Origin of the sequence: Thermus brockianus (genome assembly GCF_021462505.1) — a bacterium.
Classification (GTDB): domain Bacteria; phylum Deinococcota; class Deinococci; order Deinococcales; family Thermaceae; genus Thermus; species Thermus hydrothermalis.
Genome location: NZ_JAKEDV010000003.1, coordinates 80691 through 105022 on the forward strand (window position 1 = coordinate 80691; position 24332 = coordinate 105022).

Below are 24332 nucleotides of genomic sequence, written 5' to 3' on the forward strand. Positions count from 1 at the left end.
GAAGTATGCGCAAGGGTTTGGCGGCGGTTTTGGCGGCGTTGGGCCTGGCCTTTGGCCAACAGCAGGTGACCCTCTTCTGGTCGGGGGCCATCACCGGCCCCACCTCGGAGACGGGGGCCCCCTATGGGGCGGGTATAGAGGACTACTGCCGGCACATGGCTCGGGCCATCCCGGGGGTGGTGCTGAACTGCGTGGTGCGGGACGACCGGTACGATAACGCCACCACGCAACGCCTCTTTGAGGAGGCGGTGGACCGCTTTAAAATCCCCATCTATCTGGGCTACAGCACGGGGGCCATGCTCCAGATGAAAGCCCTCATCCAGGAGCTCAAGATCCCCACCCTGCCCGCTTCCAACCACGTGGGCCTGATTGACCCGCCCAACGGGGATTACTACTTCATCCCGGTTTCCACCTACTCCGAGCAAGTGGTGGCCCTCCTGGAGTACGTGGCCAAGCTGAAGCGGGGGGCCAAGGTGGCCCTGGTGGTTCACCCCTCCCCCTTCGGCCGGGCCCCCGTGGAGGACGCCCGGAAGGCGGCGCAGCAGCTTGGCCTCCAGATCGTGGACGTGCAGGAGGTGGGGGCGGGCAACCTGGACAACACCGCCCTCCTCCGGCGCTTTGAGGGGGCGGGGGTGGAGTTCGTGGTCCACCAGAACGTGGCGGGGCCGGTGGCCAACATCCTGAAGGACACCCGGAGGCTTGGCCTTTCCGGCAAGATGCGCCACCTGGGGGCGGTGTACACGGGCGGGGTGGACCTCATCGCCCTGGCGGGGGAGGCGGCGGAGGGCTTCCTCTGGGCGAGCCCCTACTTCACCGTCCAGGACGACACCCCGGGCATCCGCTTGCAAAAGGACCTGGTGGCCCGCTTCGGCCGGCCGGCGGGCTACGTGGAGAACCACAACTACACCGCGGGGATGCTGGCGGCGGCCATCGCCATTGAGGCCATGAAGCGGGCCCAGGAGCGCTTCAAGCGCATCACCAACGAGACGGTCTACCAGGCCATCGTGGGCATGAACGGGCCCAACGCCTTCAAGCCGGGGCTTGCCGTGTCCACCAAGCAGGGCATTGAAGTGGACTTCACCAGGAGCGAGCGCACGGGGGCGGAGGGGTTGCGCATCCTCGAGGTCAAGGGCGGGCGCTTCGTGCCCATCACCGAACCCTTCACCTCGGCCCTCTTCCGCAAGGTGCACTACGGCAAATAGCCCTTTGGGCCCGGGATGTCCCCGGGCCCCTTTTCCTGCCATGAGCCTGAACCCCACGCGTCCAGAGGACCTCGGCCCCATCCTCCTTCTGGTCAACAACATTGAGGTGGTCTACCACGACATCATCCAGGTGCTAAGGGGGGTTTCCCTGAAGGTGCCGGAGGGCAGGATCACCGCCCTCCTAGGCCCCAACGGGGCGGGGAAGACCACCACCCTCCGGGCCATCTCCGGCCTTCTCATCCCGGAGGACGGGGAGGTGGTGCGGGGGGAGATCCTCTACCAGGGGAAACCCATCCACGGCCTTCCCCCGGAGGAGATCGTGCGGCTTGGCATCGTCCAGGTCCTGGAGGGGCGCCGGGTCTTCAAGCACCTCACGGTGGAGGAGAACCTAAGGGTGGGGACCCTAACCCGGAAGGGCGCACGGCTAAAGGAGGAGCTGGAACGCATCTACCACTACTTCCCCCGCCTCGCCGATCTCCGCCACCGCTTGGCCGGCTACTGCTCCGGGGGCGAGCAGCAGATGATCGCCATCGGGCGCGCCCTTCTGGCGAAGCCCAGGCTTCTCCTCTTGGACGAGCCCTCCTTGGGGCTTGCGCCCCTTTTGGTGCGGGAGATCTTTGACATCGTGGCCCGGGTGAACGCCGAGGAGGGGGTGACGGTCCTCGTGGTGGAGCAAAACGCCCGCATGGCCCTTTCCATCGCCCACTACGGCTACATCATGGAAACGGGGCGGATCGTCTTGGAGGGGGATCGGGACTACCTCTTGGAAAACCCGGACGTGCAGGAGTTCTACCTGGGGGTGGCCAAGGGGGGCGGGCGGAAGAGCTTCAAGGAGGTGAAGGCCTACAAGAGGCGCAAGCGCTTCATGTAGCCCTTGACCAAATAGTGAAAACTCAGTATCGTTAAGGGCGTGTGGGCCCTGGAGGTGGAGGACCTTTCCGTGCGCCTGGGGGAGTTCTGGGCCCTAGAGGGGGTTTCCCTTAAGGTGCCGGAAGGGGCCTTTGTGGCCATCGTGGGCCCCAACGGGGCGGGGAAGAGCACGCTCCTAAAGGCCCTTTTGGGCCTCGTGCCCTTCCGGGGGCGGGTGCGGGTCCTGGGCCGCTCCCTAGCCGAGGCCGATCCCCGCTGGTTTGGCTACGTGCCCCAGATCAAGGCCTTTGACCGCACCTTTCCCGCTTTGGCGGTGGAGCTGGTGGCCACGGGGCTTCTTGGGCGCTGGCCCTTCCGCTTGAGCCCTAGCGTGCGGGCGGAGGCCCTTCGCGCCCTGGAGCGGGTGGGGGCGGAAGGCCTAGCGGAAAGGCCCTTGGGAAGGCTTTCCGGCGGGCAACTCCAGCGGGTCTACCTGGCCCGGGCCTTCGTCCGTAGGCCCAGGCTTCTCCTCCTGGACGAGCCCGCCACGGGGGTGGACCGGGCGGGGGAGGTGGACCTGTACCGCTACCTCGAGGCCTACCAGCAGGAAAGCGGGGCCACGGTGCTCATGGTCACCCACGACTGGGAGGCGGCCCACCACGCCAGCCACGTCCTGGTGCTGAACCGCAGGGTGGTGGGCTTCGGTCCGCCCGAACGGGCCCTGAGCGAGGAGTGCCTGCGCCAGGCCTTCGGCCACCTGGGCCACGCCCACGGCCTCTATTGGGGAGGAAGCGGTGCTTGAGGCCTTGGCCTACCCCTTTTTCCAGCGAGCCCTCTTGGCGGGGCTTTTGGTGAGCCTTCTCGCTGGGCTCCTTTCCCCCTTCGTGGTGCAAAGGCGGCTTTCCTTCCTGGGGGACGGCCTGGCCCACGCCGCCTTCGCCGGGGTGGCCTTGGGGCTTTTCCTGCGGGGGGAGCCCTTGTGGTTCGCCCTCCCCTTCACCTTCGGGGTGGCCATGGCCATCACCTTCGTCAGGGAGCGCACCGAGCTTTCCGAGGACACCGCCATCGGCGTCTTCTTCGCCCTTTCCGTGGCCCTAGGGGCGGTCTTCCTGGCCAAGGCCAAAGGGTACGTGGGGGACGCCATGGGCTACCTCTTCGGCTCCCTTTTGGCGGTGGGGCGGGAGGACCTTTGGGCCTTGGGGCTTCTCGGCCTCTTGGGGCTTTTCCTCCTGCCCCTTTGGGGGGCCCTGGCCTACGCCACCTTGGACCGGGAGCTTGCCCTGGCGGACCGCCTGCCCGTGGTCTTCCACGACTACCTCCTTTCCGGCTTCATCGCCGTGAGCCTGGTCCTGGCGGTGAAGGTGGTGGGGGCGCTTTTGGTGGCGGCCTTCTTGGTCATCCCCGGGGCGGCGGCCAGGCTTCTGGCCTCCACCTTCGCCCGCATGACCCTCCTTTCCCTTCTCTTCGCCGTCCTTTCCACCCTCCTGGGGCTTTTCCTCTCCTTCCTCCTGGACTGGCCGAGCGGGGCCAGCGTGGTCCTGGCCCAGGCGGCCCTCTTTGCCCTCGCCTTCACAAAAGCGCTATTTCCGCACGGCAAATAGGGGTATACTGAGGGCATGTGGGTGTCCACGAAGGCCCAGTATGGCCTGAGGGCCCTGGTGGAGATCGGCCTCCGCGCCCCCGAGGCGGTGCCCCTCAAGGAGGTGGCCGAGGCCCAGGGCATCAGCCAGCACTACCTGGAGCAGATCGCCGCCCAGCTCCGCCGTGCGGGCTTCATCCGCTCCGTGCGGGGGGCCAAGGGGGGGTACCGCCTGGCCCGCCCCCCGGAGCGGGTCACCGCCTTGGAGGTGGTGGAGGCCCTGGAGGGAAGCCTGGCCCCCGTTTCCTGCATTGAGGACCCAGAGAGTTGCGCCAAGGTGGGGCAGTGCTCCACGGAGCTCCTTTGGAAGCGGGTGGACCTGGCCATGCGCCAGGTCCTGGGGGGGACCACCCTGAAGGACCTCATTGAGGAGCGGAAGCTCATAGAGGCGAGGCGCCTGATCCAACTGGAGCCCACCGGGTAGCCTAAGGAGGTGCGCGGGATCTACCTGGACCACGCCGCCACCACCCCCCTGGACCCCGAGGTGCGGGAGGCCATGCGGGAGGTGGAGGAGGCCTTTGGCAACCCCTCCAGCATCCACCGCTACGGCCAGGAGGCCCGGCGGGTCTTGGAGGGGGCACGGGAGAAGGTGGCCTCCCTCCTGGGGGTGAGGCCCCGGGAGGTGGTCTTCACCAGCGGAGGCTCGGAAGCGGACGCCCTGGCCCTTTTGGGGGTGGCCTTGGCCAAGGGGCGGGGGCACGTGGTGAGCACCGAGGTGGAGCACTCGGCGGTCCTCGGGGCCCTAAGGCTTCTGGAGCGCCTGGGCTTCGCCGTAACCCGCCTAAAGCCCGACCGCTTTGGCCTCGTCTACCCCGAGCAGGTGGCGGAGGCTCTTAGGCCCGAGACCATCCTGGTGAGCGTCATGGCCGCCAACAACGAGGTGGGGACCCTTTACCCCATCCGGGAGATCGCCCAGGTGGCCCACGCCCAGGGGGTTCTCTTCCACACGGACGCCGTGCAGGCGGTGGGCCACATCCCCTTCCGGGCCGACGAGGTGGGGGCGGATCTGGTTTCCCTAAGCGCCCACAAGTTTTACGGGCCCAAGGGGGTGGGGGCGCTTCTGGTGCGCCAGGGGGTGGACCTCGTCCCCTTGGTGCCGGGAAGCCAGGAGGGGGGGAGGCGGGGGGGGACGCCGAGCCCGGTCCTGGCCTGGGGCATGGCGGTGGCCTTGGAGAAGGCTTTTAGGCTCCTGCCCGAGGAAGCCCCGCGCCTCGCCGCCCTAAGGGACCGCCTCGAGGCCGGCCTCCTCGCCGTGCCCGGGGTGGAGCGGAATGGCCACCCCACGGCCCGCCTGCCCCACCTGACGAACGTCACCGTGAAGGGGGCGGACGGGGAGGCCTTGCTCCTCGCCATGGACCTCCTCGGGGTAGCGGTTTCCTCGGGCTCCGCCTGCTCGGCGGGAAGCCTCGAGCCCTCCCACGTCCTCCTGGCCCTGGGCCGCTCCCCCAAGGAGGCCAAGGCCTCCCTGCGCTTTTCCCTGGGCCGCACCACCACCCTCGAGGAGGTGGATAAGGCGGTGGCCGCCTTTAGGGAGGCGGTGGCGCGGGCCCGGGGTTAGCCTTGCCTTTTGGCGAACTCCTCCCTGAGCTCCCGCCTCAGGATCTTCCCCACGCTGGACTTGGGGAGGCTTTCCCGGAAGACAATGATACGGGGCACCTTGTAAGCGGCCAGGTGTTGGCGGCAGAAGGCCTCAATGTCCTTTTCCGTCACCTTGCCCCGGTACTCGGGCTTGAGGACGAGGAAGGCGGCCACGGTTTCCCCGCGGTAGGGGTCGGGGACGCCCACCACGGCGGCCTCCTGGACGGCCTCGTGGGTGTAGAGGACCTCTTCCACCTCGCGGGGGTAGATGTTGTAGCCGCCGGCGATGATCATGTCCTTTTTGCGGTCCACGATGTAGAAGTAGCCGTCCTCGTCCATGCGAGCCATGTCGCCGGTGTAGAGCCAGCCGTCCTTGAGGGCCTTTTGGGTTTCCTCGGGGCGGTTCCAGTAGCCTTTCATGACGTTGGGGCCCTTGACGATGAGCTCGCCCACCTCGCCCAAGGGCACTTCCTTCCCCTCCTCGTCCACCACCTTGGCCTCCACGCTGGGGAGGGGCATGCCGATGGAGCCCTTTTTCACCACCCCTTCCACGGGGTTGGAGTGGGTCACGGGGCTCGCCTCGGAGAGGCCGTAGCCCTCAATGAGCCTGGCCCCCGTGATCTCCTCAAAGCGCTTGGCCACCTCCACGGGCAAGGGGGCCGCCCCCGAGAGGCAGATGCGGATGCTCTTGACGTTGCGCTTCTCAATCCCGGGGAAGTTGTTGAAGGCCACGTACAGGGTGGGCACCCCGGGGAAGTGGGTGACCCCGTGCTTCTCAATGGCCTCCACCACGGCGTGGATCTCCGGGCGGGGGAGGAGGACGATCTTGTAGCCGGAGAAGAGGCCGTAGTTCATGGCCACGGTCATGCCGTACACGTGGAAGAAGGGCAGGGCCCCAAGCATCACCCCCTTGCCCAAAAGCTCCCTGGAGGTGGGGTCCCAGGCGTCAATCTGCAGGACGTTGGCCACCAGGTTGCGGTGGGTGAGCATGGCTCCCTTGGAGATCCCCGTGGTGCCCCCCGTGTACTGGAGGAGGGCCAGGTCCTCGGGATCGGCCGGGTGGGGCGTGGCGGGGGGGCGCTTCAGGAGCTCGTTGAAGGCGAAGAAGCCTTCCCGCTTGGGGAAGCCTAGGGGAAGCTTGTCCCTTTTGGCCTTCAGGGGGTAGAGGAGGTTCTTGGGGAAGGGGAGGAAGTCCTTAATCCCCGTGACCACCACCCGCTTTACGGGCGTTTCCTTCTCCACTTCCAGGAAGCGGGGCAGGAGGTGGTCCAGGATGACCAGGGTTTCCGCCCCGGCGTCGGCGAGCTGGTGCCTAAGCTCCCTGGGGGTGTAGAGGGGGTTCACGTTCACCCCCACGCCCCCCGCCAAGAGGGTGCCGAAGAAGGCCAGGACGAACTGGGGCGTGTTGGGGAGCATGATGGCGACCCGCTCCCCTGGCTTCACCCCTAGGTCCTGTAGCCCCCGGGCAAAGCGGCGGGCCAGGTCCCAGGTTTCCCCGTAGGTCAGGGTTTTCCCCAAGAACTCCAGGGCCACGTTCTTGGGAAAGCGCTGGGCGCTTTCCTCCAAAAGGCGCCAAAGGGGGATGGGGGGGACCTCTACCTCCGCGGGGACGCCTGGGTCGTAATGGGCCAGCCAAGGCTTGGTGCGGACTTCGGACATGCTACCCTCCTTTGCCCCCCAGGTTACCAAGCACTTTATACCGCGTTCAAGACCATGGGCTGGTGTAGCATGGATGGCGGAGGTTTCCTATGCGCTTCCGTGACCGCCGGCACGCCGGAGCCCTTTTGGCCGAGGCCTTACAACCCCTAGGCCTGGAGCGTCCCGTGGTCTTGGGGATACCCCGGGGCGGGGTGGTGGTGGCGGAAGAGGTGGCCCGGCGTCTGGGGGGTGAGCTGGACGTGGTCTTGGTGCGCAAGGTGGGGGCGCCCGGCAACCCCGAGTTCGCCCTGGGAGCGGTGGGGGAGAAGGGGGAGCTCATCCTGCGCCCCTACGCCCTCCAGTATGCGGACCCGAGCTACCTGGAAAGGGAAGCGGCCCGGCAGAAGGACGTGATCCGCAAGCGGATGGAGCGCTACCGCAAGGTGCGTCCCAAGGTCCCCTTGACGGGGCGGGACGTGGTCCTGGTGGACGATGGCATCGCCACCGGTTCCAGCATGGAAGCGGCCCTTTCCGTGGTTTTGGCGGAAAGCCCCAGGCGCGTGGTGGTGGCGGTGCCCGTGGCGAGCCCGGAAGCGGTGGAAAAGCTAAAGGAGCGGGCGGAGGTGGTGGCCCTTTCCACGCCTCCCGACTTCGCTGCCGTGGGGGCCTACTACCTGGACTTCAGCGAGGTCACGGACGAGGACGTGGAGGCCCTTCTGCTACAATGGGCGGCATGAAGCCCGTGGTCAAGCAGGCGGCGAGCGTGGAGGCCCGCCCCGTGGAGCGGGGGGAGAAGGCCTTCATCCAGGTGCTCATAGGCCCCGAGGACGGGGCCCCTCACTTCATCACCCGCAAGTTCACCCTCCTCCCCGGGGGACGTATCCCCAAGCACAAGCACCCCACCATTGAGCACGAGCAGTACGTGCTTTCCGGGCGGATGAAGGTCTTTTTGGGGGAGGAGGTGCGGGAGGTTTCCGCCGGCCAGGCGGTCTACATTCCCCCGGACACCCCCCACGCCTACGTGAACGAGGGGGATGAGCCCGTGGAGTTCCTCTGCGTCATCCCCAAGACGAGCGCCTACGCCACGGAGTGGCTGGAGTAGCTTTAGGCCCGCACCTCCTGCCGCTGGAAGGCCACGTAGGCCAGGGTGAAGAGGAGGATCACCAGGGCGAAAAGCCCGGTGAGCTGGGGCCAGACGAGGAGGAGGCTTTGCCCTAAGGGCAGGGGGGTGCCGAGCACCGCCCCCTCCAGCTGGGTGATGAGGATGGGCCCCAGGGAGCGCACCGCCGGGTTCAGGACGGCGGTGAGGGTTTCGGCGTAGAGGGTGTTGGGGGAAAGCCGGGAGATCCAGAGGGCCAGGTTGGCCTGCCTTAGCTGGCTTTCCGGGTCAAAGGGGTCGGCTTGGAGGAGGAGGGCGTTGGCTGCCAGGTCGGTGAGGATGGGGAAGAAGACGGCGAAGAAGAGCCAGACCCCGATGGCGGCCAAGGCGGCGGTGGCGGGCTGGCGGAAAAGCACCGAGAAGAGAAGGCCTAGGGCGAGCCAGACCCCAGCGTAGGCCAGGGTAGCCAGGAGGAAGAAGAAGGCCCGGGCCATCTCCTCGGCCTCCGGGGGCACGCCCAGGGTGAAGAGCCCAAGGCCCACCACCAGGAGGAAGAGGGCCAGGAGGAGGACCGCCAGGGTGCCGAGCCCCGCCAAGAACTTGCCGAAGAGGAGGGCGTCCCGGTAGATGGGCTGGGAGAGGATGCGGGAGAGGGTGCCCCGGGCGTACTCCCCGTTCACGGCGTCAAAGGCCAAGGCGATGGCGGCCAACGGGACGAAGAAGGAAAGGAAGCCCACGAAGGAGGGCAAGGGGTCCTGGGCCGTGGTGAGGAGCTTGAGGTAGAGGTAGGGGTCTTCCCCCACGGTCTGGCGCAGGGTCTGGGTGCCCGTGTACAGGGCGGCCAGGGCGGAGAGGAGGATGAGGGCCTCGAGGATCCGCATCCTGAGCCCCGAGAGGTGGTCGGCCATCTCCTTGAAGAAGACGGCCCAAAGCCCGGTCCAAGGGGAACCTTCACGCCGCATGGGCCACCTCCTTAAAGTAGTGGGCGTAGACCTCGTCCAGGCTCGGCTTGCGCAAGGCGAGGCCGTAGAGGCTACCCCGCTCCACGGCGATGCGGGCGAGTTCGGGCCTGAGGTCCCGGGTGGCGAGGATGCGGTAGCGCCCTTCCCCCGCCTCCACCTTGGCCACCCCGTCCAAGGCGGCGAAGGCCTCGGCGAGGCCCGGGCCCGCCTCCACCAGGATCTCGTACCCGCCCCCGAGGACCCGTTGGGCGAGCTCCTCCACCGTGCCCAAGAGGGCGAGCCGCCCCTTGTGGAAAAGCCCCACCCGGTCGCAGATCTCCTGCACCTGGTGCAGGAGGTGGCTGGAAAGGAGGACGGTGATGCCCTCCTGCTTGAGGCCCTTGATGAGCGCCAAGAACTCCCGGGCGGCCTCGGGGTCCAGTCCCAGGGTGGGCTCGTCCAGGATGGCCACCTTGGGCTTTTTGAGGAGAACCTCCGCCAGGCCGAGGCGCTGGCGCATCCCCCGGCTGAAGGCGGCGACCCGCCGGTCCCTTACCTCCCAAAGCCCCATGCGCTTTAGGACCTCCTCAATCCGGGCCTTGGCCTCGGCCTCGGAAAGGCCGAGGAGCCTTGTGGTGTAGCGCAGGTTCTCCCAGGCGGTGAGTTCTCCGTAGAAGCCCACCTGGTCCGGGAGGTAGCCCACTTTGGCCTTCACCTTCAGGGGTTCCCGCATGGGGTCAAGGCCCAGGACCCGGGCTTCGCCTGCGGTGGGCTCGGTGAGGCCCAGGAGCATGAGGATGGTGGTGGTCTTGCCCGAGCCGTTGGGGCCTAAGAGGCCGAAGACCTCCCCCTCCGCCACCTCCAGGTTCAGGTCCTCCACGGCCACCACCCGGCCGTAGCGCTTGGTGAGGCCGCGGGTTTGGATGATCGCCATGCTACCTCCGGCCGAAGCGGTTCACGGCGAAGCCCAGGACCAGAAGGGCCACGGCCATGATGCCCACCCCCACCAGGCCCCAGAGGCTGGAGCGGACCACGGTGGCCCGGTAGTCCAGGCTTTCGGACACCCCCTCGTCCCCCGAGAGGGAAAGGGTCACCATGTAGTCCCCCGTGACCGCCTTGGGAGAAGGCTTGATGCGGGCGGTCACCTCCTGTTCCTGGCCGGGGTCCAGGGCTTCCAGCTTCTCGGGCTCAAACTTCACCTCCCAGCCCGAGGGTTCCATGGCGCTGAAGGAGAGGTTCTTGGCGGGGGCGCTTCCCTCGTTCTTCACCAAGAGCTTCACGGCGTTTTCCCGGCCCGCCACCACCTGCCCGGAAAGCCGCCCTTCCTTGGTGGTGAAGCGCACCTCGGGCCGCCCCGTGACCTCCAGGGTAAGGGCGAGCTCCGCCTTGGCCTCCCCCGCCACCGCCCGTAGGGTGAGGCCGTAGGTGTCCGCCTTGGTGTCCCTAGGCAGGGAGACCTCCACGTCCAGGTCCTTGCTCTCCCCGGCCTTGAGGGGCAGGCTCGTCACCTGCTGGCTGGAGAAGGCAGGGGTGAAGGTGACCTGGAAGCCCTTGGGGGCCTCGTACTCTAAGGAGACCAAAAGGTCCCGGTCGGACTCGTTCTTGAGGGTGACCCGGTAGCGGAAAGAGCTGGTGGGGGGGCCCTTGAGCACGGGAAGTTCGGCCTCGAGGCTAAGCCGTTGCGGCAGGCCCTGGCCCACCACCAAGGCGATGGGGAGGCTCGCCGCCTGCCCTAGGCCTTCCGCCCTCACCAGGAAGCGGTAGGTGCCCGGCCTTACCTCCCTGGGAGGCTGGAGCCTGAGGGTAAGGGTGGTTTCCCCGTCCGTGGGCAGGTACACCGCCCGCACTAGCCGCCCGCCCCCGATCAGGCTCGCCTGCCAGCCCTGGGGGACCTCCGCCAGGGCGAGGCGCACCACCCCAGGCGGAAGCCCGTAGTTCTTCAGGGTCAGGGTCAGGTTGACGCTTTCTCCCGGCTGCACCCCCATCTCGGGGTAGGGGGTGCCCAAGGAGAGGCCCCGGAAGCCCTGCGCCAGGGTGAAGCCCAAGAGGAGCACCACCAGGGGAAGGAGCTTACGCACCATACCTAAGCCTCCTCTATCAAGGCTAGGCAGAAAACATGAGTGCAAAATGAAAACCCCGGGCGTGCCCGGGGAAGGGGGGTGGGTCCGTCAGCTGACCCGGGCCTCCAGGTACTCCCGTTCGCCCAGGACGATCTTCCGGGCCAGCTCGGGGTCTTTAGGGAACTCCTTGCCCCGGTGGATCATGTAGGTTTCGTAGCGCCCGATTTCAAAGACCTCGGCCAACTTCTTCAGGGCCTTGGCCATGTCAAAGGCCTTGCAGGAGAAGATGTCAATGGAGAGGAAGCGCTTCTTGGGGAAGGTATGGATGGCGATGTGGCTTTCGGCGATGATCACCACCCCCGTCACCCCGTCCTCCCCGTTCGGGCCGTAGCTGTAGACGAAGGGGGGGAGGACCTTGGTCATCTCCATCTCCTGGGGGAGCTCGTCCAGGACACGGCGCACCAGCTCAGCGTCCTGGAGCTTTGCGGGGTTGGCGTCGTACCCGTCCACCATGAGATGCGGACCGAATCCGAAGAGTTCCACCCTGACCACCTCCTTCCCGTGCCCCCCGGGGTATCCCCCGCGGCACGCCCCCCATTATGCCCCCCCCTCCCCCCCCTGTCAATACCTCGTTCCCGGGCGGGAAAAGCCCGCCTTGCCCCCGGGAAAGCCCCCTTCCTGGGGCGGTGGGGGTAGCCAAGGAAGGAAGCTTCGTTTGGGCCAAGCCTCTTATACGGGAATGGGGTATCTGGCGGCGGGAAGGTGGCCTGCCCGACGCAAGGCCCTTGGGGGAAAGGTGTATGATAACTCCGGCAAGGAGGTGCCATGTACAGGGGAAGAGAAGGGCAGTGGGCGTTTTACCTGCACCGGATCTCGGGCCTGGGCATCCTGGTCTTCCTCATGCTCCACGTGGCCAACATTGCCAGCGCCATGTGGGGGCCGGAGGTGTCCAACGCCCTCATGAAGTTCTACCACCAGCCCGTGTTCCAGGTGGGGCTATTGCTCCTCATCGCCGGGGTGCTCTACCACGGGTTTAACGGGCTTAGGATCATCCTTATGGACTTCACCGCCTGGGGGGTGCGGTACCAGAGGCAGCTTTGGTACGCCGTCTGGGTGCTTTTTGTCCTCTTCTACCTGCCCTTCTTGGTGAAGATTGGCGGGGGCATCCTGGGAGGGGGCCATGGCGATTAAGTCCAAGCGCTACCAAGAGGCGCGGCTCGAGGCCAGCACCAACCTGGAGCTTTACTGGTGGGTTTTCATGCGCATCTCCGGGGTGGTCCTCGTCTTCCTCCTCATCGGCCACATGTGGATGAACGCCATCCTCACCGACCTCAACAAGATTGACTACACCTACGTGGCCAAGAGACTTTCCCAGACCACCTGGAAGATCTACGACTGGCTCATCCTGGCCCTGGCCCTCCTGCACGGGGGCAATGGGCTTCGCTACGTTCTGGACGACTGGATCCGCCATCCCGCCAAACGCTTCTGGACCAAGGTGGTGCTCTACGGCCTCATCGCCTTCCTCTTCTTCCTGGGGAGCCTGAGCCTTTTTAACCACGACTTTGGGGTGAACTAGTATGGCGCACAGGCACGAGGTCATCGTGGTGGGTGCGGGCGGGGCGGGCCTCGCCACCGCCCTTTATGCGGCTAGGGAAGGCGCCGACGTGGCGGTGGTCAGCAAGCTCTACCCCACCCGGAGCCACACCGGGGCGGCCCAAGGGGGGATAGGGGCGGCCCTGGGCAACGTGGAGGAGGACCACTGGGAATGGCACATGTTTGACACGGTCAAGGGGGGGGACTACCTCACCGACCAGGACGCCGCCGAGGTCTTCGCCAAGGAGGTCATTGAGGCGGTGATTGAGCTAGAGCACATGGGCCTTCCCTTTGACCGCCTCCCCAACGGCAAGATCGCCCAGCGCCGTTTCGGCGGGCACACCAAGGACTGGGGCAAGGCCCCCGTGCACCGGGCGGCCCACGCCGCCGACCGCACGGGGCACATGATCCTCCAGACCCTCTACCAGCAGTGCGTCAAGCACAACATCACCTTCTACAACGAGTTCCACGTCACCGACGTGATCCTCGAGGACGGGGTAGCCAAGGGCCTGGTGGCCTTGGAACTGGCCACGGGGGAGCTTCACCTTTTCCAGGCCAAGGCCATCGTCATCGCCTCCGGGGGGTTTGGCCGCATCTACAAGGTGACCTCCAACGCCTACACCCTCACGGGGGACCTGCAGGCCATCCTCTACCGCAAGGGCTTGCCCCTGGAGGACATGGAGTTTTACCAGTTCCACCCCACGGGGCTTTACCCCTTGGGCATCCTCCTCACGGAGGGGGCCCGGGGCGAGGGGGGCATTTTGCGCAACGGCCTAGGCGAGCGCTTTATGGAGCGTTACGCTCCCACCATCAAGGACCTGGCCCCCCGGGACGTGGTGGCCCGGGCCATGTACCTGGAGGTGCGGGAGGGGCGCGGGGCAGGCCCCAAGAAGGACCACGTCCTCCTGGACCTCACCCACCTGCCCCCGGAGGTCATTGAGAAGAAGCTCCCCGACATCACCGAGTTCAGCCGCATCTACCTGGGGGTGGACCCCTTGAAGGAGCCGGTGCCGGTGATGCCCACGGCCCACTACGCCATGGGGGGGATTCCCACCACCCTGTGGGGCCAGGTGATCCAAGACGAGAAGAACACCGTGGTCCCAGGCCTCTACGCCGCCGGGGAGGCGGCCTGTGTGAGCCTCCACGGGGCGAACCGCCTGGGCACCAACTCCTTGGGGGACCTGGTGGTCTTTGGGCGCCGGGCCGGGATCCACGCCGCCCGCTTCGCCAAGGACGCCGATTACCACGAGCTCACCGAGGAGCACCTGGGTCCAAGCCGGGAGCGCATTGAAAGGATCAAGAACTCCACGGGCAAGGAGAAGGTGGCGGTGTTGCGGGCCGAGCTCCAACAGTCCATGATGGACCACGCCTCCGTCTTCCGCACCGGGGAGCTTTTGCAAAAGCAGGTGGAGATCCTCAAGGAGCTCATGGACCGCTACAAGCGAATCTCCATTGACGACAAGGGGGACGCCTACAACACGGAGCTGGTGGAGGCGTTGGAGCTCGGGTACCTCCTCGAGGTCTCCGAGGCCCTGGTTCACTCCGCCCTGAACCGCACGGAGTCCCGCGGGGCCCACGCCCGGGAGGACTACCCCGAGCGGGACGACCAGAACTGGCTCAAGCACACCCTGGCCTACAAGGTGGCGGATGGCAAGGTGGCCTTCCGCTACAAACCCGTGGTCCTGGGCCGCTTTGAGCCCAAGGCCCGCACCTACTAGGAGGCGCCCATGCAGGTCACCCTGAAGATCCTCCGCTTTGACCCCGCCAAGGACCAAAGGCCCCACTGGCAGACCTACCAGGTGGAGGCCGAGCCCACGGACCGGGTCTTGGACCTCCTGCACAAGGTCAAGTGGGAGCAGGACGGCACCCTGGCCTTCCGCCGGAGTTGCGGCCACGGCATCTGCGGCTCCGACGCCATGCTCATCAACGGCAGAAACCGCCTGGCCTGCAAGACCCTGGTGAAGGACCTGGGCAAGGTCATCACCGTGGAGCCCATCCGGGGCCTGCCGGTGGAGAAGGACCTCATCGTGGACATGGAGCCCTTCTTCGCCGCCTACCGGGCGGTGAAGCCCTTCCTCATCAACGAGGAGCCCCCGCCCCAGCGGGAGCGCCTCCAGTCCCCCGAGGAAAGGGAGCGCTTTGACCACGGTACCAAGTGCATCCTCTGCGCCAGCTGCACCACCAGCTGTCCCGTCTTCTGGGTGAACGGCACCTACTTGGGCCCGGCGGCCATCGTCCAGGCCCACCGCTTCATCTTTGACTCCCGTGACCGGGGGAAGAGGGAGCGCTTCAAGGCCCTGGGCTCGGGGAGCGGGGTGTGGCGTTGCCGCACCGCCTACAACTGCACCGAGGCCTGCCCCCGGGAGATCCCCGTGACCCAGCTCATTGAGGAGGTGAAGCGGGAGATCCTCTTTGACCGTTTCTAGGAAAGTGGCTCGGTAAGCCCGAGGGGAAGAAAACCCCTCGGGCTTACCATTAAACTGCTCCCATGGAGATCCGCGACCTCAAACGCCTGGCCCGCTACAGCCAGGAGAAGATGGCGAAGATCCCGGTGTTTGACTCGCCCTACATGTTCTACGACCTCTACGCCCTCCTCCCCGGCCAAGCCCAGAAGGTGCACGCCCACGAGGGGGCGGACAAGGTCTACTACGTGTTGGAGGGGGAGGTGGTGGTGCAGGTGGGGGAGGAGGAGGCCCTTCTGGCCCCCGGGATGGCCGCCTTGGCCGAGGCGGGGAAGCCCCACGGGGTGCGGAACGCCTCGGCAAGCCCAGCCCTCCTCCTGGTGGTCATGGCCCCTAAGCCCTAGGCCTTCACGCCCCTTTCAAACCCTTGGGCTAGGCTAAGGGAAATGCTACAGGAGCGCCCCCCCGCGGACCTGGCCTTCTTGGCCGAGGTCCTGCGCCGCTACCCGGTGCGGGTGGTCTTCCGAGGGGAGGTGTTGCCTGAGCCCCCGGTGCGGGGGGAGAAGCTTTGGGAGGAAGGGGACCTCGCCCTTTACTGGGAAGGAAAGCCGCCTTCCCGCGAGGTCCAGGAGGCCTTGCGCCTCCTCCTTCGGGCCTTTCGGGAGCTCCTTGAGCTCCGGGAAAGGGAGCTTGCCCTCCTAAAAGCCCAAGGGGAAACGGGGAGGCTTCTTGGCCTTCTCCTCCACGAGATCAAGAACCCCTTGATGAGCGTCCTGGGGGCCCTGGAGCTTCTCCGGGAAACCGAGGGTTTGCCGGAAGAGGCCCTGGAGCTTTTGGAGATCGCTGAGCGCTCAGCAAGGCGCATCCGGGAGCTTTTGCAACGGGCCCAGGAGTACCTGAGCCTAGGCCAGGGGGTGCGGCTTAAGTCCGAGCGGGTGGACCTGAAGGCCCTCCTCCTGCAGGCGGTGGAGGAGGTGCGGCCCCTGGCCCGCAGAAAGGGGCTAGCCATCCGCCTTTCCCTTCCCCGGCGGGAGGCTTGGGTCTATGGGGACCGGGACTGGCTTTACCAGGCGGTTCTCAACGTCCTTAACAACGCCGTGAAGTACACCCCGGAAGGGGGGCGGGTTTCCGTGCGGCTCCTCGCTGGCCCGGACCGCTACGGGATCGCCATCGGCGACACCGGGCCCGGCATACCCAAGGAGGAGGCGGAGAAGGTTTTTGAGCCTTTCTACCGGGCTTCCACCCGGGGGGAGGCGGAGGGGACGGGGCTGGGCCTGGCCTTGGTGAAGCGGGTCCTCGAGGCCCACGGGGGGGAGGTGCGCCTGAAAAGCCGCTTGGGGAAGGGAAGCACCTTCCTGCTCCTCCTTCCCCGGCCCCGGCCCGGGCAGCGGGCCCCCGTGGGGAGGCTCCTTCTCCTCATGCTGGCCCTCATCGCCTTGGCCCGGCTTCCCATCTACCCTGCCCCCCTGGGCTCCCGGGCCTTCGGAGAGGTGCCGGCAGGGGAGGTGGTGCGGCTAAGGGGGTTAGAACTCGCCTTTAGCCCCGATGCCCAGGGGGAAGCCCGGCGTTGGCGGAGCCTTTGGGGCGGGGGGGAGAGGCTAAGGGTGGCCTTGGAAAGGGGTGGGGTGGAGGCGGTGCGGGAGGGGAACATAGGCCTCGCCTTTTCCACCCCCGAGGGGGAGGTAAGGCCCACGGGCACCCACCTGCGCCTTTCCCGGGAGGAGCGGGGTAGGGTTTCCCTCTACCGGGGCCGGCTTGCCCTGGGCCAGGAGGCCCTGCCCGCCGGGGAGGGGGCCCTCTTGGGCACGGGGGTGCGCAGGAAGCTCCTTCCCGCCCCCTTGGTGCGGCCGGTGCCGGGGGAGGGGGGCGAGGTGGTCTTCCGCCTCCTGGGCCCGGAAGGGGCGAAGGGCTTTCTCGTGGAGGTGCGAAGCGGGGAAAGGGTGGTCCTCTCCGCCCGGGCGGAAGGGGGGCTTTTCCGCTACCTGCCCCAGGCGGACCGCTTAAGCCAGGTGCGGGCCTTCGCCCTGGACGAGGTGGGGCTTTTGGGCTACCCCTCGGACCCTGTGCCTTTCCGCGAGCGGTATAGCTTCTACCAAGGGAAAAGCCGCCTGCCCCGCGACCCCACGGGGGCCGAGGCCTTTTTGCGCAGGGCGGTGGCCGCTTTCCCCGACGACGCCGAGGCCCTTGGGGAGCTCGCCTTCGCCCTCTACCTCCAGGGCCGCCACGCTGAGGCCAAGCCCCTTTACGAGAGGGCTTTGGCCCTCTTGGATAGCCCCGACATCCGCGTGCGGTACGGGCGGCTCCTTTACCACATGGGCCGCTACGCCGAGGCGGAGGAGAGCTACCGCAAGGTGCTGGCCTTGGACCCGGGCAACCTGGACGCCCGCTGGGGCCTCGCTGAGGTGGTCTTGGCCCTGGGGCGGCCTCGGGAGGCGGAGCTTTTGGCCCGGCAGGTGCTTTCCCTAAAGCCCGACTACCCCTTGGCCCGCTTCACCCTGGCCAAGGCCCTTCTGGAGGCGGGCAAGCGGGAGGAGGCCCGGCGCCTCCTCGAGGAGGAGCTTCGCCGCAACCCCGACCCCGAGGTGCGGGCCCTTTTGGAGCGTCTAGCCGGAGAATAGAATGGCTTCCGTGGCCCGGGTTCTGGTGGTGGAGGACGACCCCGCCGTGGCCAAGGTCCTGGAGCTCGCCCTTAAGCGGGAGGGCTTTTGGCCCCACTTGGCCCGGGACTATGCCTTGGCCCTGGCGGCCTTGGGGGAGGATTGGGACGCCATCCTCCTGGACCTCAACCTCCCTGGGGGGTTTGGCCTGGACCTCCTGCGCCACCTGCGCCAGACCTTGGGGAAGGCGACCCCGGTTTTGGTCCTTTCGGGCCTAAAGCAAGAGCACCACGTGCTGGAGGCCCTGCGGGCGGGGGCGCAGGACTACCTCACCAAACCCTTTAGCCCGAAAGAGCTGATCCTCCGCTTGGGGCGGCATGTGGCGGTCCGGTGAAGGGCTTTACGCCCTGGTAGTCTTCCTGGTGGTCCTCCTCGAGGCCCTGGCCCTCGGGTATTTGGTCTTCGCCTTCACGGCCCGCCTCTTCGGCCTCCTGGGCTACGGGGAGACGGTGGGCGCCCTCCTCTTAGGCCTCGCCCCCACCGGGCTCGCCCTTGTCCTCCTGGGGGCCTATGTCCTCCTTTACCATGCCTACACCGCCTGGCGGGAAGGGGAGGAGGAAAGGCTCCGGGAAAGATACCTGGAGGGGTTCGCCCAGGCCCTCCTGGCGGGGGAAAACCTGCCTCCTCCTCCCTGGCCCAAGGAGGCCTTCGCCGCCCTTTTGGCCTTAAGGGAAAGCCTGGAGGGGGAGTTGGCCCAGGCCCTCCTCCCTTGGCTCCGCCTGGGCCTACCCCGGTGGCGGAGGGCCCTTACGAGCCCCTTCGCTTCCCGGGCCCGCCGCCTCGAGGCCCTGGACGCCCTGGCCCAGGCCCGCCTGCCCGAGGCCTTCCCCCTCGTCCTCCCCTACCTGGCCCACCCGGACCCTGTGTTGCGTCTGGCGGCGGCCCGGGCGGGGGCCCGCCTGGTGGGGGAAGAGGACCTGGAGGCCTTCGCCGAGGCCTTGTTGCGGGCGGCGCTACCCAGAGGGGCGCTTTTGGAGGTTCTCCTCCTTTTGGAGGACCGGGCGGAGCCGGTGGCGCGGCGCTTTTTGCAGGCGGGGGGAGAGGAAGAGGCGTGGGCGGCCTTGGAGGCCTTGGGCCGGCTCAAGCTCCACGGCCTGGCGGAGGCGGTCCTGGGGTTCCTCCGCCACCCCGACCCCGAGGTGCGGGCGGCGGCCATGCGGGCCCTTTGGCGCCTGGAGTACCCCCCCTTGGGGCACGAGGAGGCGGTGCTCGCCGCCTTGGGGGCGGAGGAGGAGTTCTTGCGGCTACAGGCGGTGCGCCTCCTTCCCCTCCTTGGGGGAGCCCTGGCCCGAAGGGCTTTGTGGAAGGCCCTTTCCGACCCTTCCTTCTATGTGCGCCGGGGGGCGGCGGAGGCCCTTAGGGCCTTGGACCCGGCGCTCCTGAAACAGGCGGCCGAGGCCCACCCGGACCCCTACGGCCGGGCCATGGCCAGGCAGGTGGCGGGGGCGTGATGGAGGCGCTTCTTTGGTTCCTTTTCGCTTACCAGGTCTTCGTCCTCTACTACTTCGCCCTCTTGAACCTCCTTTACGCCTACTTCGCCGTAAGCGGCCTCGCCATGGTGGCCCGCTACGCCCGGGAGCTCTCCGAGCTCGCCCTCAAGGACCTTTTGGAGCGGGAGGCTTACCTGCCCGTTTCCATCCTGGTGCCCACCTACAACGAGGAGAAGACCATCGCCGCCTCGGTGCGCTCCTTCCTCGCCCTGCACTACCCGGAGTTTGAGGTGGTGGTGGTGGCGGACGGGCCGAAGGACAAGACCCTCGAGGTCCTGAAGGAGACCTTCCACCTGGTGGCGGTGGACTGGGTGTACCGCCGGGTGCTCCCGAGCAAGCCGGTGCGGGCGGTGTACCGCTCGCTCCTATACCCCAACCTTCTGGTGGTGGACAAGGAGAACGGGGGCAAGGCGGATGCCCTAAACGCCGGGCTCAACTTCGCCCGCTATCCCCTCTTCTGCGCCGTGGACGCCGATAGCCTCCTGGACGCCCAGGCCCTCCTGCGGGCGAGCCGGCTTTTCCTGGAGGACGACCGGGTTTTGGCCGTGGGGGGCACCATAAGGCCCCTGAACGGGGCGGTGGTGCGGGGCGGGGTGGTGCGGGAGATGCGGCTACCCCGGGGCTTCTTGGAGAAAATGCAGGTCATTGAGTACGCCCGGGCCTTCTTCATGGGGCGCGCCGGCTGGAGCGCCATGAACGCCCTCCTCATCATCTCCGGGGCCTTTGGGGTGTTCCGCAGGGAGGAGGCCCTCCGCATTGGGGGTTACCGCACGGACACCGTGGGGGAGGACATGGAGCTCGTGGTGCGCCTCCACCGCCGGGCCCGGGAGGAGGGGCGGGAGTACCGCATCCTCTACACCCCGGACCCCATCTGCTACACCGAGGTGCCGGCGGACCTGGCCACCTTGCGGAGGCAACGGAACCGCTGGCACCGGGGGCTTTGGGAGGTGCTCTGGGCCCACCGGGCCATGCTCTTCAACCCCCGGTACGGGCGGCTGGGCCTCGTGGCCATGCCCTACTTTTTCCTCTTTGAGGCCTTGGGCCCGGTGGTGGAGGTGCTGGGCTACGCCATTCTTCCCGTCTTCTGGCTTTTGGGCCTCCTGAACCCCGAGGTGGCGGTGCTCTTCCTGGCCCTGGCGGTGGGGTACGGGGTGCTCCTTTCCCACCTCGCCGTGGGGATGGAAACCCTGCTCCTCAAGCGCTACCCCCGGCTAAGGGACAGGCTTTGGCTTCTCTTCTTGGGGGTCCTCGAGGCCCTGGGCTACCGCCAGCTCCTCGCCTGGGAGCGCTTTCTCGCCACCTTCCAGGTGTGGCGCAAGCGGGGGGTCTGGGGGGAGATGCAAAGGAAGGGCCTAGAGGCGCCGGAGGGAGAGGGCCACGAGAAGCCGTAGACCCAAGGAAACCAGGATGGGGAGGTGGTAGGGGCTCGGACCCAGGCCGAGGTGGGCGATCCCCCCGGCGAGAAGGCTTCCCCCAAGCCCCCCAAGCCCCAGGGCCAGCCAAAAGAGGGCCAGGTAGCCGCCCCGTACCTCCTCGGGGGCCCGGGCCAGGGCGGCGTTGGCCATGGCGGTGCTTAGGCCGCTCCAGGCCAGGGCGTCGGCCACGGCGGAAAGCCAGATGGGCCAGGGGAAGGTGGGGGAGCCTAGGAGCCACAAAGCGGGCATTAGGGCCCCCACCATTCCCGCCCGGAAGAGGACCACCCCATGCCCCTCCCGGTCCGCAAGCCGGCCCCAGAGGGGGCCAAAGACGAGCCCCGAGGTGGCGGAGAGGAGGGTCCAAAGCCCCACCGCGGCCATGGAGAGCCCGCCCACCTGCACGAAATAAGGCACCACGAAGGGTCCGCCCACCATCACCGCCCCGTACCAGAGGAGGACGCGGCTTAGGTAACGGCGGTAGGCCCGGTCTTGGAAGGCGGCCCGCAAGGCGGCGCGGGGCGGGGGAGGGGAGGGCTTTGGGGGTTCGGTTTGCAGGCGCAAAACCCAAACGGAGAGGAGCCCTGCCCCTACCCCCAGAAGGAGCACCGCCTGGTAACCGGTGGGCGGGGGAAGGGTATCCGCCACCAGGCCGCCCAAGGCGTTCCCCAAGGTGCCCACCAGGCCCAAGAGGGCGTTGCGGAAGCCGAAGTAACGGCCCCGCCTTTCTGGGGGCACGAGGTCCGCCATCCAGGAAAGCCAAAGCACCCCCACCGGGGCGGCGAGGAGCTGGGAAAAGGCGGCGAAAAGGAGGAGGCCCGGCACCCTTAGCCCTTCGGGCAAGAAGGGGGAGAGGATGGCGGGCACGAAGAGGAGGCGGGAGGCCAGGTTAAGCCGCACCGCCCAAGCCTTCCGGCTTCCCCGGAGGAAGGGGGCCAGGGGGGCCGTGAGTTGGGCCAAAAAGGGCAGGGCCCCCAGGAGGGCCAGGGCCAAGGGCGGGGCCCCTAGGGCCAGGGCGTACCCCGTGACGAGGACCCCGGTGCTCCAGTTGAGGAAAAGGACGGCCAAGGTGCCTTCCCAGAGGGAGAGGCGGAGGGAGCGGTCGGGTTCCACCCGCCCATTATCCTTGAACCGGGTAAAATCTCCCCCATGGAGACCGCCATCACGAGGATGTTGGGCATCCGCTACCCCATCGTGGCCGCCCCCATGTTTTTGGTTTCCGGGGCCAGGCTCCTTTTGGCCGTGGCCGAGGCGGGGGCCATCGGGGTCATCCCTAGCCTCAACTTCCGCACCCACGCCGCCTTTCGGGAGTTCCTGGAAACCTTCCCCCAGGGGGTTCCCTTCGGCGTGAACCTCATCCTTAAGAATAACCCCCGCCTCGAGGAGGACCTGGAGGCCGTGGCCGAGCGCAAGGTCCCCTTGGTGGTCACCTCCTTGGGGGACCCCACGCGGGTGGTGGAGAAGGTCAAGGCCTATGGGGGCGTGGTCTGGTGCGACGTGGTGGGCTTAAGGCACGGCAGGAAGGCGGTGGAGGCGGGGGCCGACGCCCTGGTGGCCGTGGCGGCGGGGGCCGGGGGGCATGCCGGGGGCGTTAGCCCCTTCGTCCTCGGTCCCTGGCTGAGGGAGGAGCTGGGGGTCCCCGTCCTCATCGCCGGGGGGATCGCCACGGGGAGGCAGCTCCTCGCCGCCTTGGCCCTGGGGGACGGGGCCTACATCGGCACCCGCTTCATCGCCACCCTGGAGTCCGAGGCCCCCTTGGACTACAAGGAGTCCCTTCTCCGCGCCACCCCTGAGGACATCCAGTACACCCCCGAGGTGACCGGGGTGCCCGCCAACTTCCTCAAGGAGTCCCTGGAGCGCTTCCGCCAAGGCGGGGGGAAGGCCTGGAAGGAGGTCTACTCCGCCGGGCACGGGGTGGCCTTCATCCGGGATATCCCCTCGGCCAAGGAGGTGGTGGCCCGTCTGGTAAAGGAGTACGAGGAGGCGAAGCGCCAACTGCCCTAAAAGGCTTGGTTCCTGGATAAGGCCCCGCATGGGGGCAGTGGGGGAGGGGGTTATGCGGGCGTGGATGGGGCTCCTTGCCCTCTTGGGGCTAGCCTTGGCCCAGTACGACCTGGTGGTTTACGGGGCCACCCCGCAAGGGGTAACGGCGGCGGTGGCCGCAGCCCAGGAGGGGCTCAAGGTGGCCTTGGTGGAGCCCGGCCGGGGCGTGGGGGGCGTCCTTACCCAGGGCTGGCTCGCCACCTTGGACCTGGCCAAGGATGGGGAAGGCCTTCTCCAAGGGGGGCTTTTCCGGAGGTTTTACCGCCTTGTGGGGGGCGAGGCTTCCTTTGACGTGAGACGGGCGGAGGAAGCCTTCCTTGCGATGCTTCGGGAGGCGGGGGTGGAGGTGCGCCTCGAGGAGCCCTTGGACGGCGTGGAGGTGGAGGAAGCGCGCCTTCTCGCCCTGAAGACGCCCAAAGCCGCCTACCAGGCCCCCTACTTCCTGGACGCCAGCGACACGGCGGAGCTGGCCTTCCGCGCCGGGGCCTCCTTCACCTTGGGCCGGGAGGACACGGGGCTAGACCGGCGCACCATGGCCGCCACCTTGGTTTTCCGCCTGGAAGGGGTGCCTTGGGGGGCGGTCTTCCTGGCCCTCAACTACGAGGGGCAGGTGCGGCGCACGGGGGCTGGGGCCTGGGGGCGGAGCGGCTGGGGCTTTGGCGAGCTGGTGCGGGGGTATACGCCCTCCGACCCTGGCCGTTACGCCTTAAGGGGCCTGAACCTGGCCCGGCAGGATGACGGGAGCCTCCTGGTGAACGCCCTTCTCCTTTTCGGCCTGGAAGGGCTAGACCCCGCGGATCTGGAACGCAGACGGCAGGAGGCGGCTTTGGAAGCGGAGCGGGTGGTGGCCTTTCTGCGGGAAAAGGACCCCTTGCTCTTCGGCACCGCCCGGCTTGCGGGGGTAGCCCCGGCCCTTTACCTGCGGGAAAGCCGCCACCTCAAGGCCCTTTACCGCCTGCGGGCGGAGGAGGTCCTCCTGGGCAAGGACTTTCCCGACGCCGTGGCCCTGGGCGGCTACCCCCTGGACGGCCAGGCCTACTTTCCCGGGGAGACCCCCTACCTCCTAGGGACCCCGGCGCCCTATGGCGTCCCCTTCCGCACCCTCGTCCCCAGGGAGCTCGCCAACGTGCTGGTGGTTTCCCAGGCGGCGGGGTTTGACAGCGTGGCGGCCTTCTCCGCCCGGGTGGTTCCTTTGCAGATGGCCTTGGGGGAGGCGGCGGGGGTGGCGGTGGCCCTTCTACGGCTTGCCCCCCAGGCGGGGCTTATGCGGGTGCCCCTGGGGAGCTTCCAGGAGTTCGCCGCAAGCCCAAGCGCCCTCGAGGCCCTGCGCAAGCGGCTTTTGGAGCGGGGGGCCCGGCTTTCCTCCAAGGAGAAGGGCCGGGTGGAGGCGGAGGGAGGGGCTTACCGGGAGGCGGTGCGCCTTTTGCGGCGGGGGCTTTTCGCCGGGCCTTACTACCTCAAAGGGAGCCTGGGCCTTGGGGAGCCCATGTTGCTGGGCGACTTCCTGGCCAACCTGGAGCACTACTACCGGGCCAAGGGGCCCGAGGAGCGCCTGAGGGTGGTCCTCAAGGCCAGGGAGCTTTACCGGGAAGAGTTGCAAAAACCTATGCGACGCCCCCTTTTGAACGCCCTCCTCCAGGCCCTGGGAGAAGCCCCGGTCCCCGGGAAGGAACGGGTGAGCCGGGGCGAGGCGGCCCGGCTCCTCTTCCGCCTTCTGCCATAATGGCCT

Annotated in this window: 25 protein-coding genes; 19 read left to right on the forward strand and 6 right to left on the reverse strand. The window is 67.6% G+C overall.

All coding sequences use genetic code 11. The features are described 5' to 3' along the window. Positions 1-5 precede the first annotated feature (5 nt). From LXN00_RS04475 to LXN00_RS04500, 6 genes are read left to right on the forward strand one after another with little or no spacing between them, the layout of a single operon-like run. A complete protein-coding gene (locus LXN00_RS04475) occupies positions 6-1202 on the forward strand; it encodes an ABC transporter substrate-binding protein (RefSeq protein WP_234505386.1) in 1197 nt (398 codons plus the stop codon). A 40-nt stretch (positions 1203-1242) separates the two neighbouring features. Further along, complete coding sequence (locus LXN00_RS04480) at positions 1243-2073, forward strand: ABC transporter ATP-binding protein (protein ID WP_234505388.1); 831 nt, start codon at positions 1243-1245, stop codon at positions 2071-2073. A 39-nt stretch (positions 2074-2112) separates the two neighbouring features. Then, a complete protein-coding gene (locus tag LXN00_RS04485; protein WP_234505389.1) occupies positions 2113-2853 on the forward strand; it encodes a metal ABC transporter ATP-binding protein in 741 nt (246 codons plus the stop codon). Then, on the forward strand, positions 2846-3652 hold the full coding sequence (locus LXN00_RS04490) for a metal ABC transporter permease (protein WP_234505391.1): 807 nt from the start codon (positions 2846-2848) through the stop codon (positions 3650-3652). The genes LXN00_RS04485 and LXN00_RS04490 overlap by 8 nt, the downstream gene beginning before the upstream one ends. Positions 3653-3667: 15 nt before the next feature. Beyond that, the gene (locus tag LXN00_RS04495; RefSeq protein ID WP_071677519.1) at positions 3668-4114 is read left to right on the forward strand and encodes an RrF2 family transcriptional regulator; all 447 of its coding nucleotides are present in this window, start codon (positions 3668-3670) and stop codon (positions 4112-4114) included. A gap of 9 nt (positions 4115-4123) precedes the next feature. Continuing rightward, positions 4124-5248 carry a cysteine desulfurase family protein gene (locus LXN00_RS04500; protein WP_234505394.1) on the forward strand — a complete coding sequence of 375 codons (1125 nt, stop codon included), beginning with the start codon at positions 4124-4126 and terminating at the stop codon, positions 5246-5248. Here the strand turns inward: LXN00_RS04500 and LXN00_RS04505 are convergent. Continuing rightward, entirely contained in the window at positions 5245-6927 is a 1683-nt protein-coding gene (locus LXN00_RS04505) for a long-chain-fatty-acid--CoA ligase (protein ID WP_234505397.1), read from the reverse strand. The two genes, LXN00_RS04500 and LXN00_RS04505, sit on opposite strands and share 4 nt — an antisense overlap. Positions 6928-7016: 89 nt before the next feature. On the opposite strand from LXN00_RS04505, the gene LXN00_RS04510 reads away from it, so the two are divergent. Continuing rightward, positions 7017-7643, forward strand: coding sequence for a phosphoribosyltransferase (locus LXN00_RS04510; RefSeq protein ID WP_234505400.1), 627 nt, complete (start codon positions 7017-7019; stop codon positions 7641-7643). Then, positions 7631-8008 carry a cupin domain-containing protein gene (locus LXN00_RS04515; protein ID WP_234505403.1) on the forward strand — a complete coding sequence of 126 codons (378 nt, stop codon included), beginning with the start codon at positions 7631-7633 and terminating at the stop codon, positions 8006-8008. Before LXN00_RS04510 ends, LXN00_RS04515 begins: the two co-directional genes overlap by 13 nt. 2 nt (positions 8009-8010) lie before the next feature. On the opposite strand, the gene LXN00_RS04520 is transcribed toward LXN00_RS04515, so the two are convergent. From LXN00_RS04520 to speD, 4 genes are all read right to left on the reverse strand, one after another. Continuing rightward, the gene (locus tag LXN00_RS04520; RefSeq protein WP_234505406.1) at positions 8011-8967 is read right to left on the reverse strand and encodes an ABC transporter permease; all 957 of its coding nucleotides are present in this window, start codon (positions 8965-8967) and stop codon (positions 8011-8013) included. After that, a complete protein-coding gene (locus tag LXN00_RS04525; RefSeq protein WP_234505409.1) occupies positions 8957-9880 on the reverse strand; it encodes an ABC transporter ATP-binding protein in 924 nt (307 codons plus the stop codon). Before LXN00_RS04525 ends, LXN00_RS04520 begins: the two co-directional genes overlap by 11 nt. A gap of 1 nt (position 9881) precedes the next feature. Further along, positions 9882-11027, reverse strand: coding sequence for an NEW3 domain-containing protein (locus LXN00_RS04530; RefSeq protein ID WP_234505412.1), 1146 nt, complete (start codon positions 11025-11027; stop codon positions 9882-9884). Positions 11028-11114: 87 nt separating this feature from the next. Continuing rightward, positions 11115-11549 (reverse strand): adenosylmethionine decarboxylase, encoded by a 435-nt coding sequence (gene speD, locus LXN00_RS04535; protein ID WP_234505414.1) that lies wholly within the window; start codon positions 11547-11549, stop codon positions 11115-11117. 282 nt (positions 11550-11831) lie between these two features. On the opposite strand from speD, the gene sdhC reads away from it, so the two are divergent. From sdhC to LXN00_RS04580, 9 genes are all read left to right on the forward strand, one after another. Then, positions 11832-12197, forward strand: a complete 366-nt coding sequence (sdhC, locus tag LXN00_RS04540) for a succinate dehydrogenase, cytochrome b556 subunit (protein ID WP_234505416.1) — start codon at positions 11832-11834, stop codon at positions 12195-12197. After that, positions 12187-12582, forward strand: coding sequence for a succinate dehydrogenase hydrophobic membrane anchor subunit (locus LXN00_RS04545; protein ID WP_234505418.1), 396 nt, complete (start codon positions 12187-12189; stop codon positions 12580-12582). Before sdhC ends, LXN00_RS04545 begins: the two co-directional genes overlap by 11 nt. A 1-nt stretch (position 12583) precedes the next feature. Further along, positions 12584-14317 (forward strand): succinate dehydrogenase flavoprotein subunit, encoded by a 1734-nt coding sequence (gene sdhA, locus LXN00_RS04550; protein ID WP_234505421.1) that lies wholly within the window; start codon positions 12584-12586, stop codon positions 14315-14317. 9 nt (positions 14318-14326) lie between these two features. After that, entirely contained in the window at positions 14327-15025 is a 699-nt protein-coding gene (locus tag LXN00_RS04555) for a succinate dehydrogenase iron-sulfur subunit (protein ID WP_234505423.1), read from the forward strand. Between the two features lie 62 nt (positions 15026-15087). Then, complete coding sequence (locus LXN00_RS04560) at positions 15088-15405, forward strand: cupin domain-containing protein (RefSeq protein ID WP_234505424.1); 318 nt, start codon at positions 15088-15090, stop codon at positions 15403-15405. Positions 15406-15447: 42 nt separating this feature from the next. Continuing rightward, positions 15448-17619, forward strand: coding sequence for a sensor histidine kinase (locus LXN00_RS04565; protein WP_234505427.1), 2172 nt, complete (start codon positions 15448-15450; stop codon positions 17617-17619). A gap of 10 nt (positions 17620-17629) precedes the next feature. Continuing rightward, positions 17630-17992 (forward strand): response regulator transcription factor, encoded by a 363-nt coding sequence (locus tag LXN00_RS04570; RefSeq protein ID WP_234505430.1) that lies wholly within the window; start codon positions 17630-17632, stop codon positions 17990-17992. Further along, entirely contained in the window at positions 17976-19109 is a 1134-nt protein-coding gene (locus tag LXN00_RS04575; RefSeq protein WP_234505433.1) for a HEAT repeat domain-containing protein, read from the forward strand. The genes LXN00_RS04570 and LXN00_RS04575 overlap by 17 nt, the downstream gene beginning before the upstream one ends. After that, the gene (locus LXN00_RS04580; protein ID WP_234505437.1) at positions 19109-20539 is read left to right on the forward strand and encodes a glycosyltransferase family 2 protein; all 1431 of its coding nucleotides are present in this window, start codon (positions 19109-19111) and stop codon (positions 20537-20539) included. Before LXN00_RS04575 ends, LXN00_RS04580 begins: the two co-directional genes overlap by 1 nt. On the opposite strand, the gene LXN00_RS04585 is transcribed toward LXN00_RS04580, so the two are convergent. Then, positions 20501-21673, reverse strand: a complete 1173-nt coding sequence (locus LXN00_RS04585; protein WP_234505440.1) for an MFS transporter — start codon at positions 21671-21673, stop codon at positions 20501-20503. The genes LXN00_RS04580 and LXN00_RS04585 overlap by 39 nt on opposite strands. A 36-nt stretch (positions 21674-21709) precedes the next feature. Here LXN00_RS04585 and LXN00_RS04590 point away from each other — a divergent pair, with 36 nt between their 5' ends. Beyond that, positions 21710-22564, forward strand: a complete 855-nt coding sequence (locus LXN00_RS04590) for an NAD(P)H-dependent flavin oxidoreductase (protein WP_234505443.1) — start codon at positions 21710-21712, stop codon at positions 22562-22564. A gap of 52 nt (positions 22565-22616) precedes the next feature. After that, complete coding sequence (locus tag LXN00_RS04595; protein ID WP_234505446.1) at positions 22617-24326, forward strand: FAD-dependent oxidoreductase; 1710 nt, start codon at positions 22617-22619, stop codon at positions 24324-24326. The last annotated feature ends 6 nt before the right edge of the window (positions 24327-24332 follow it).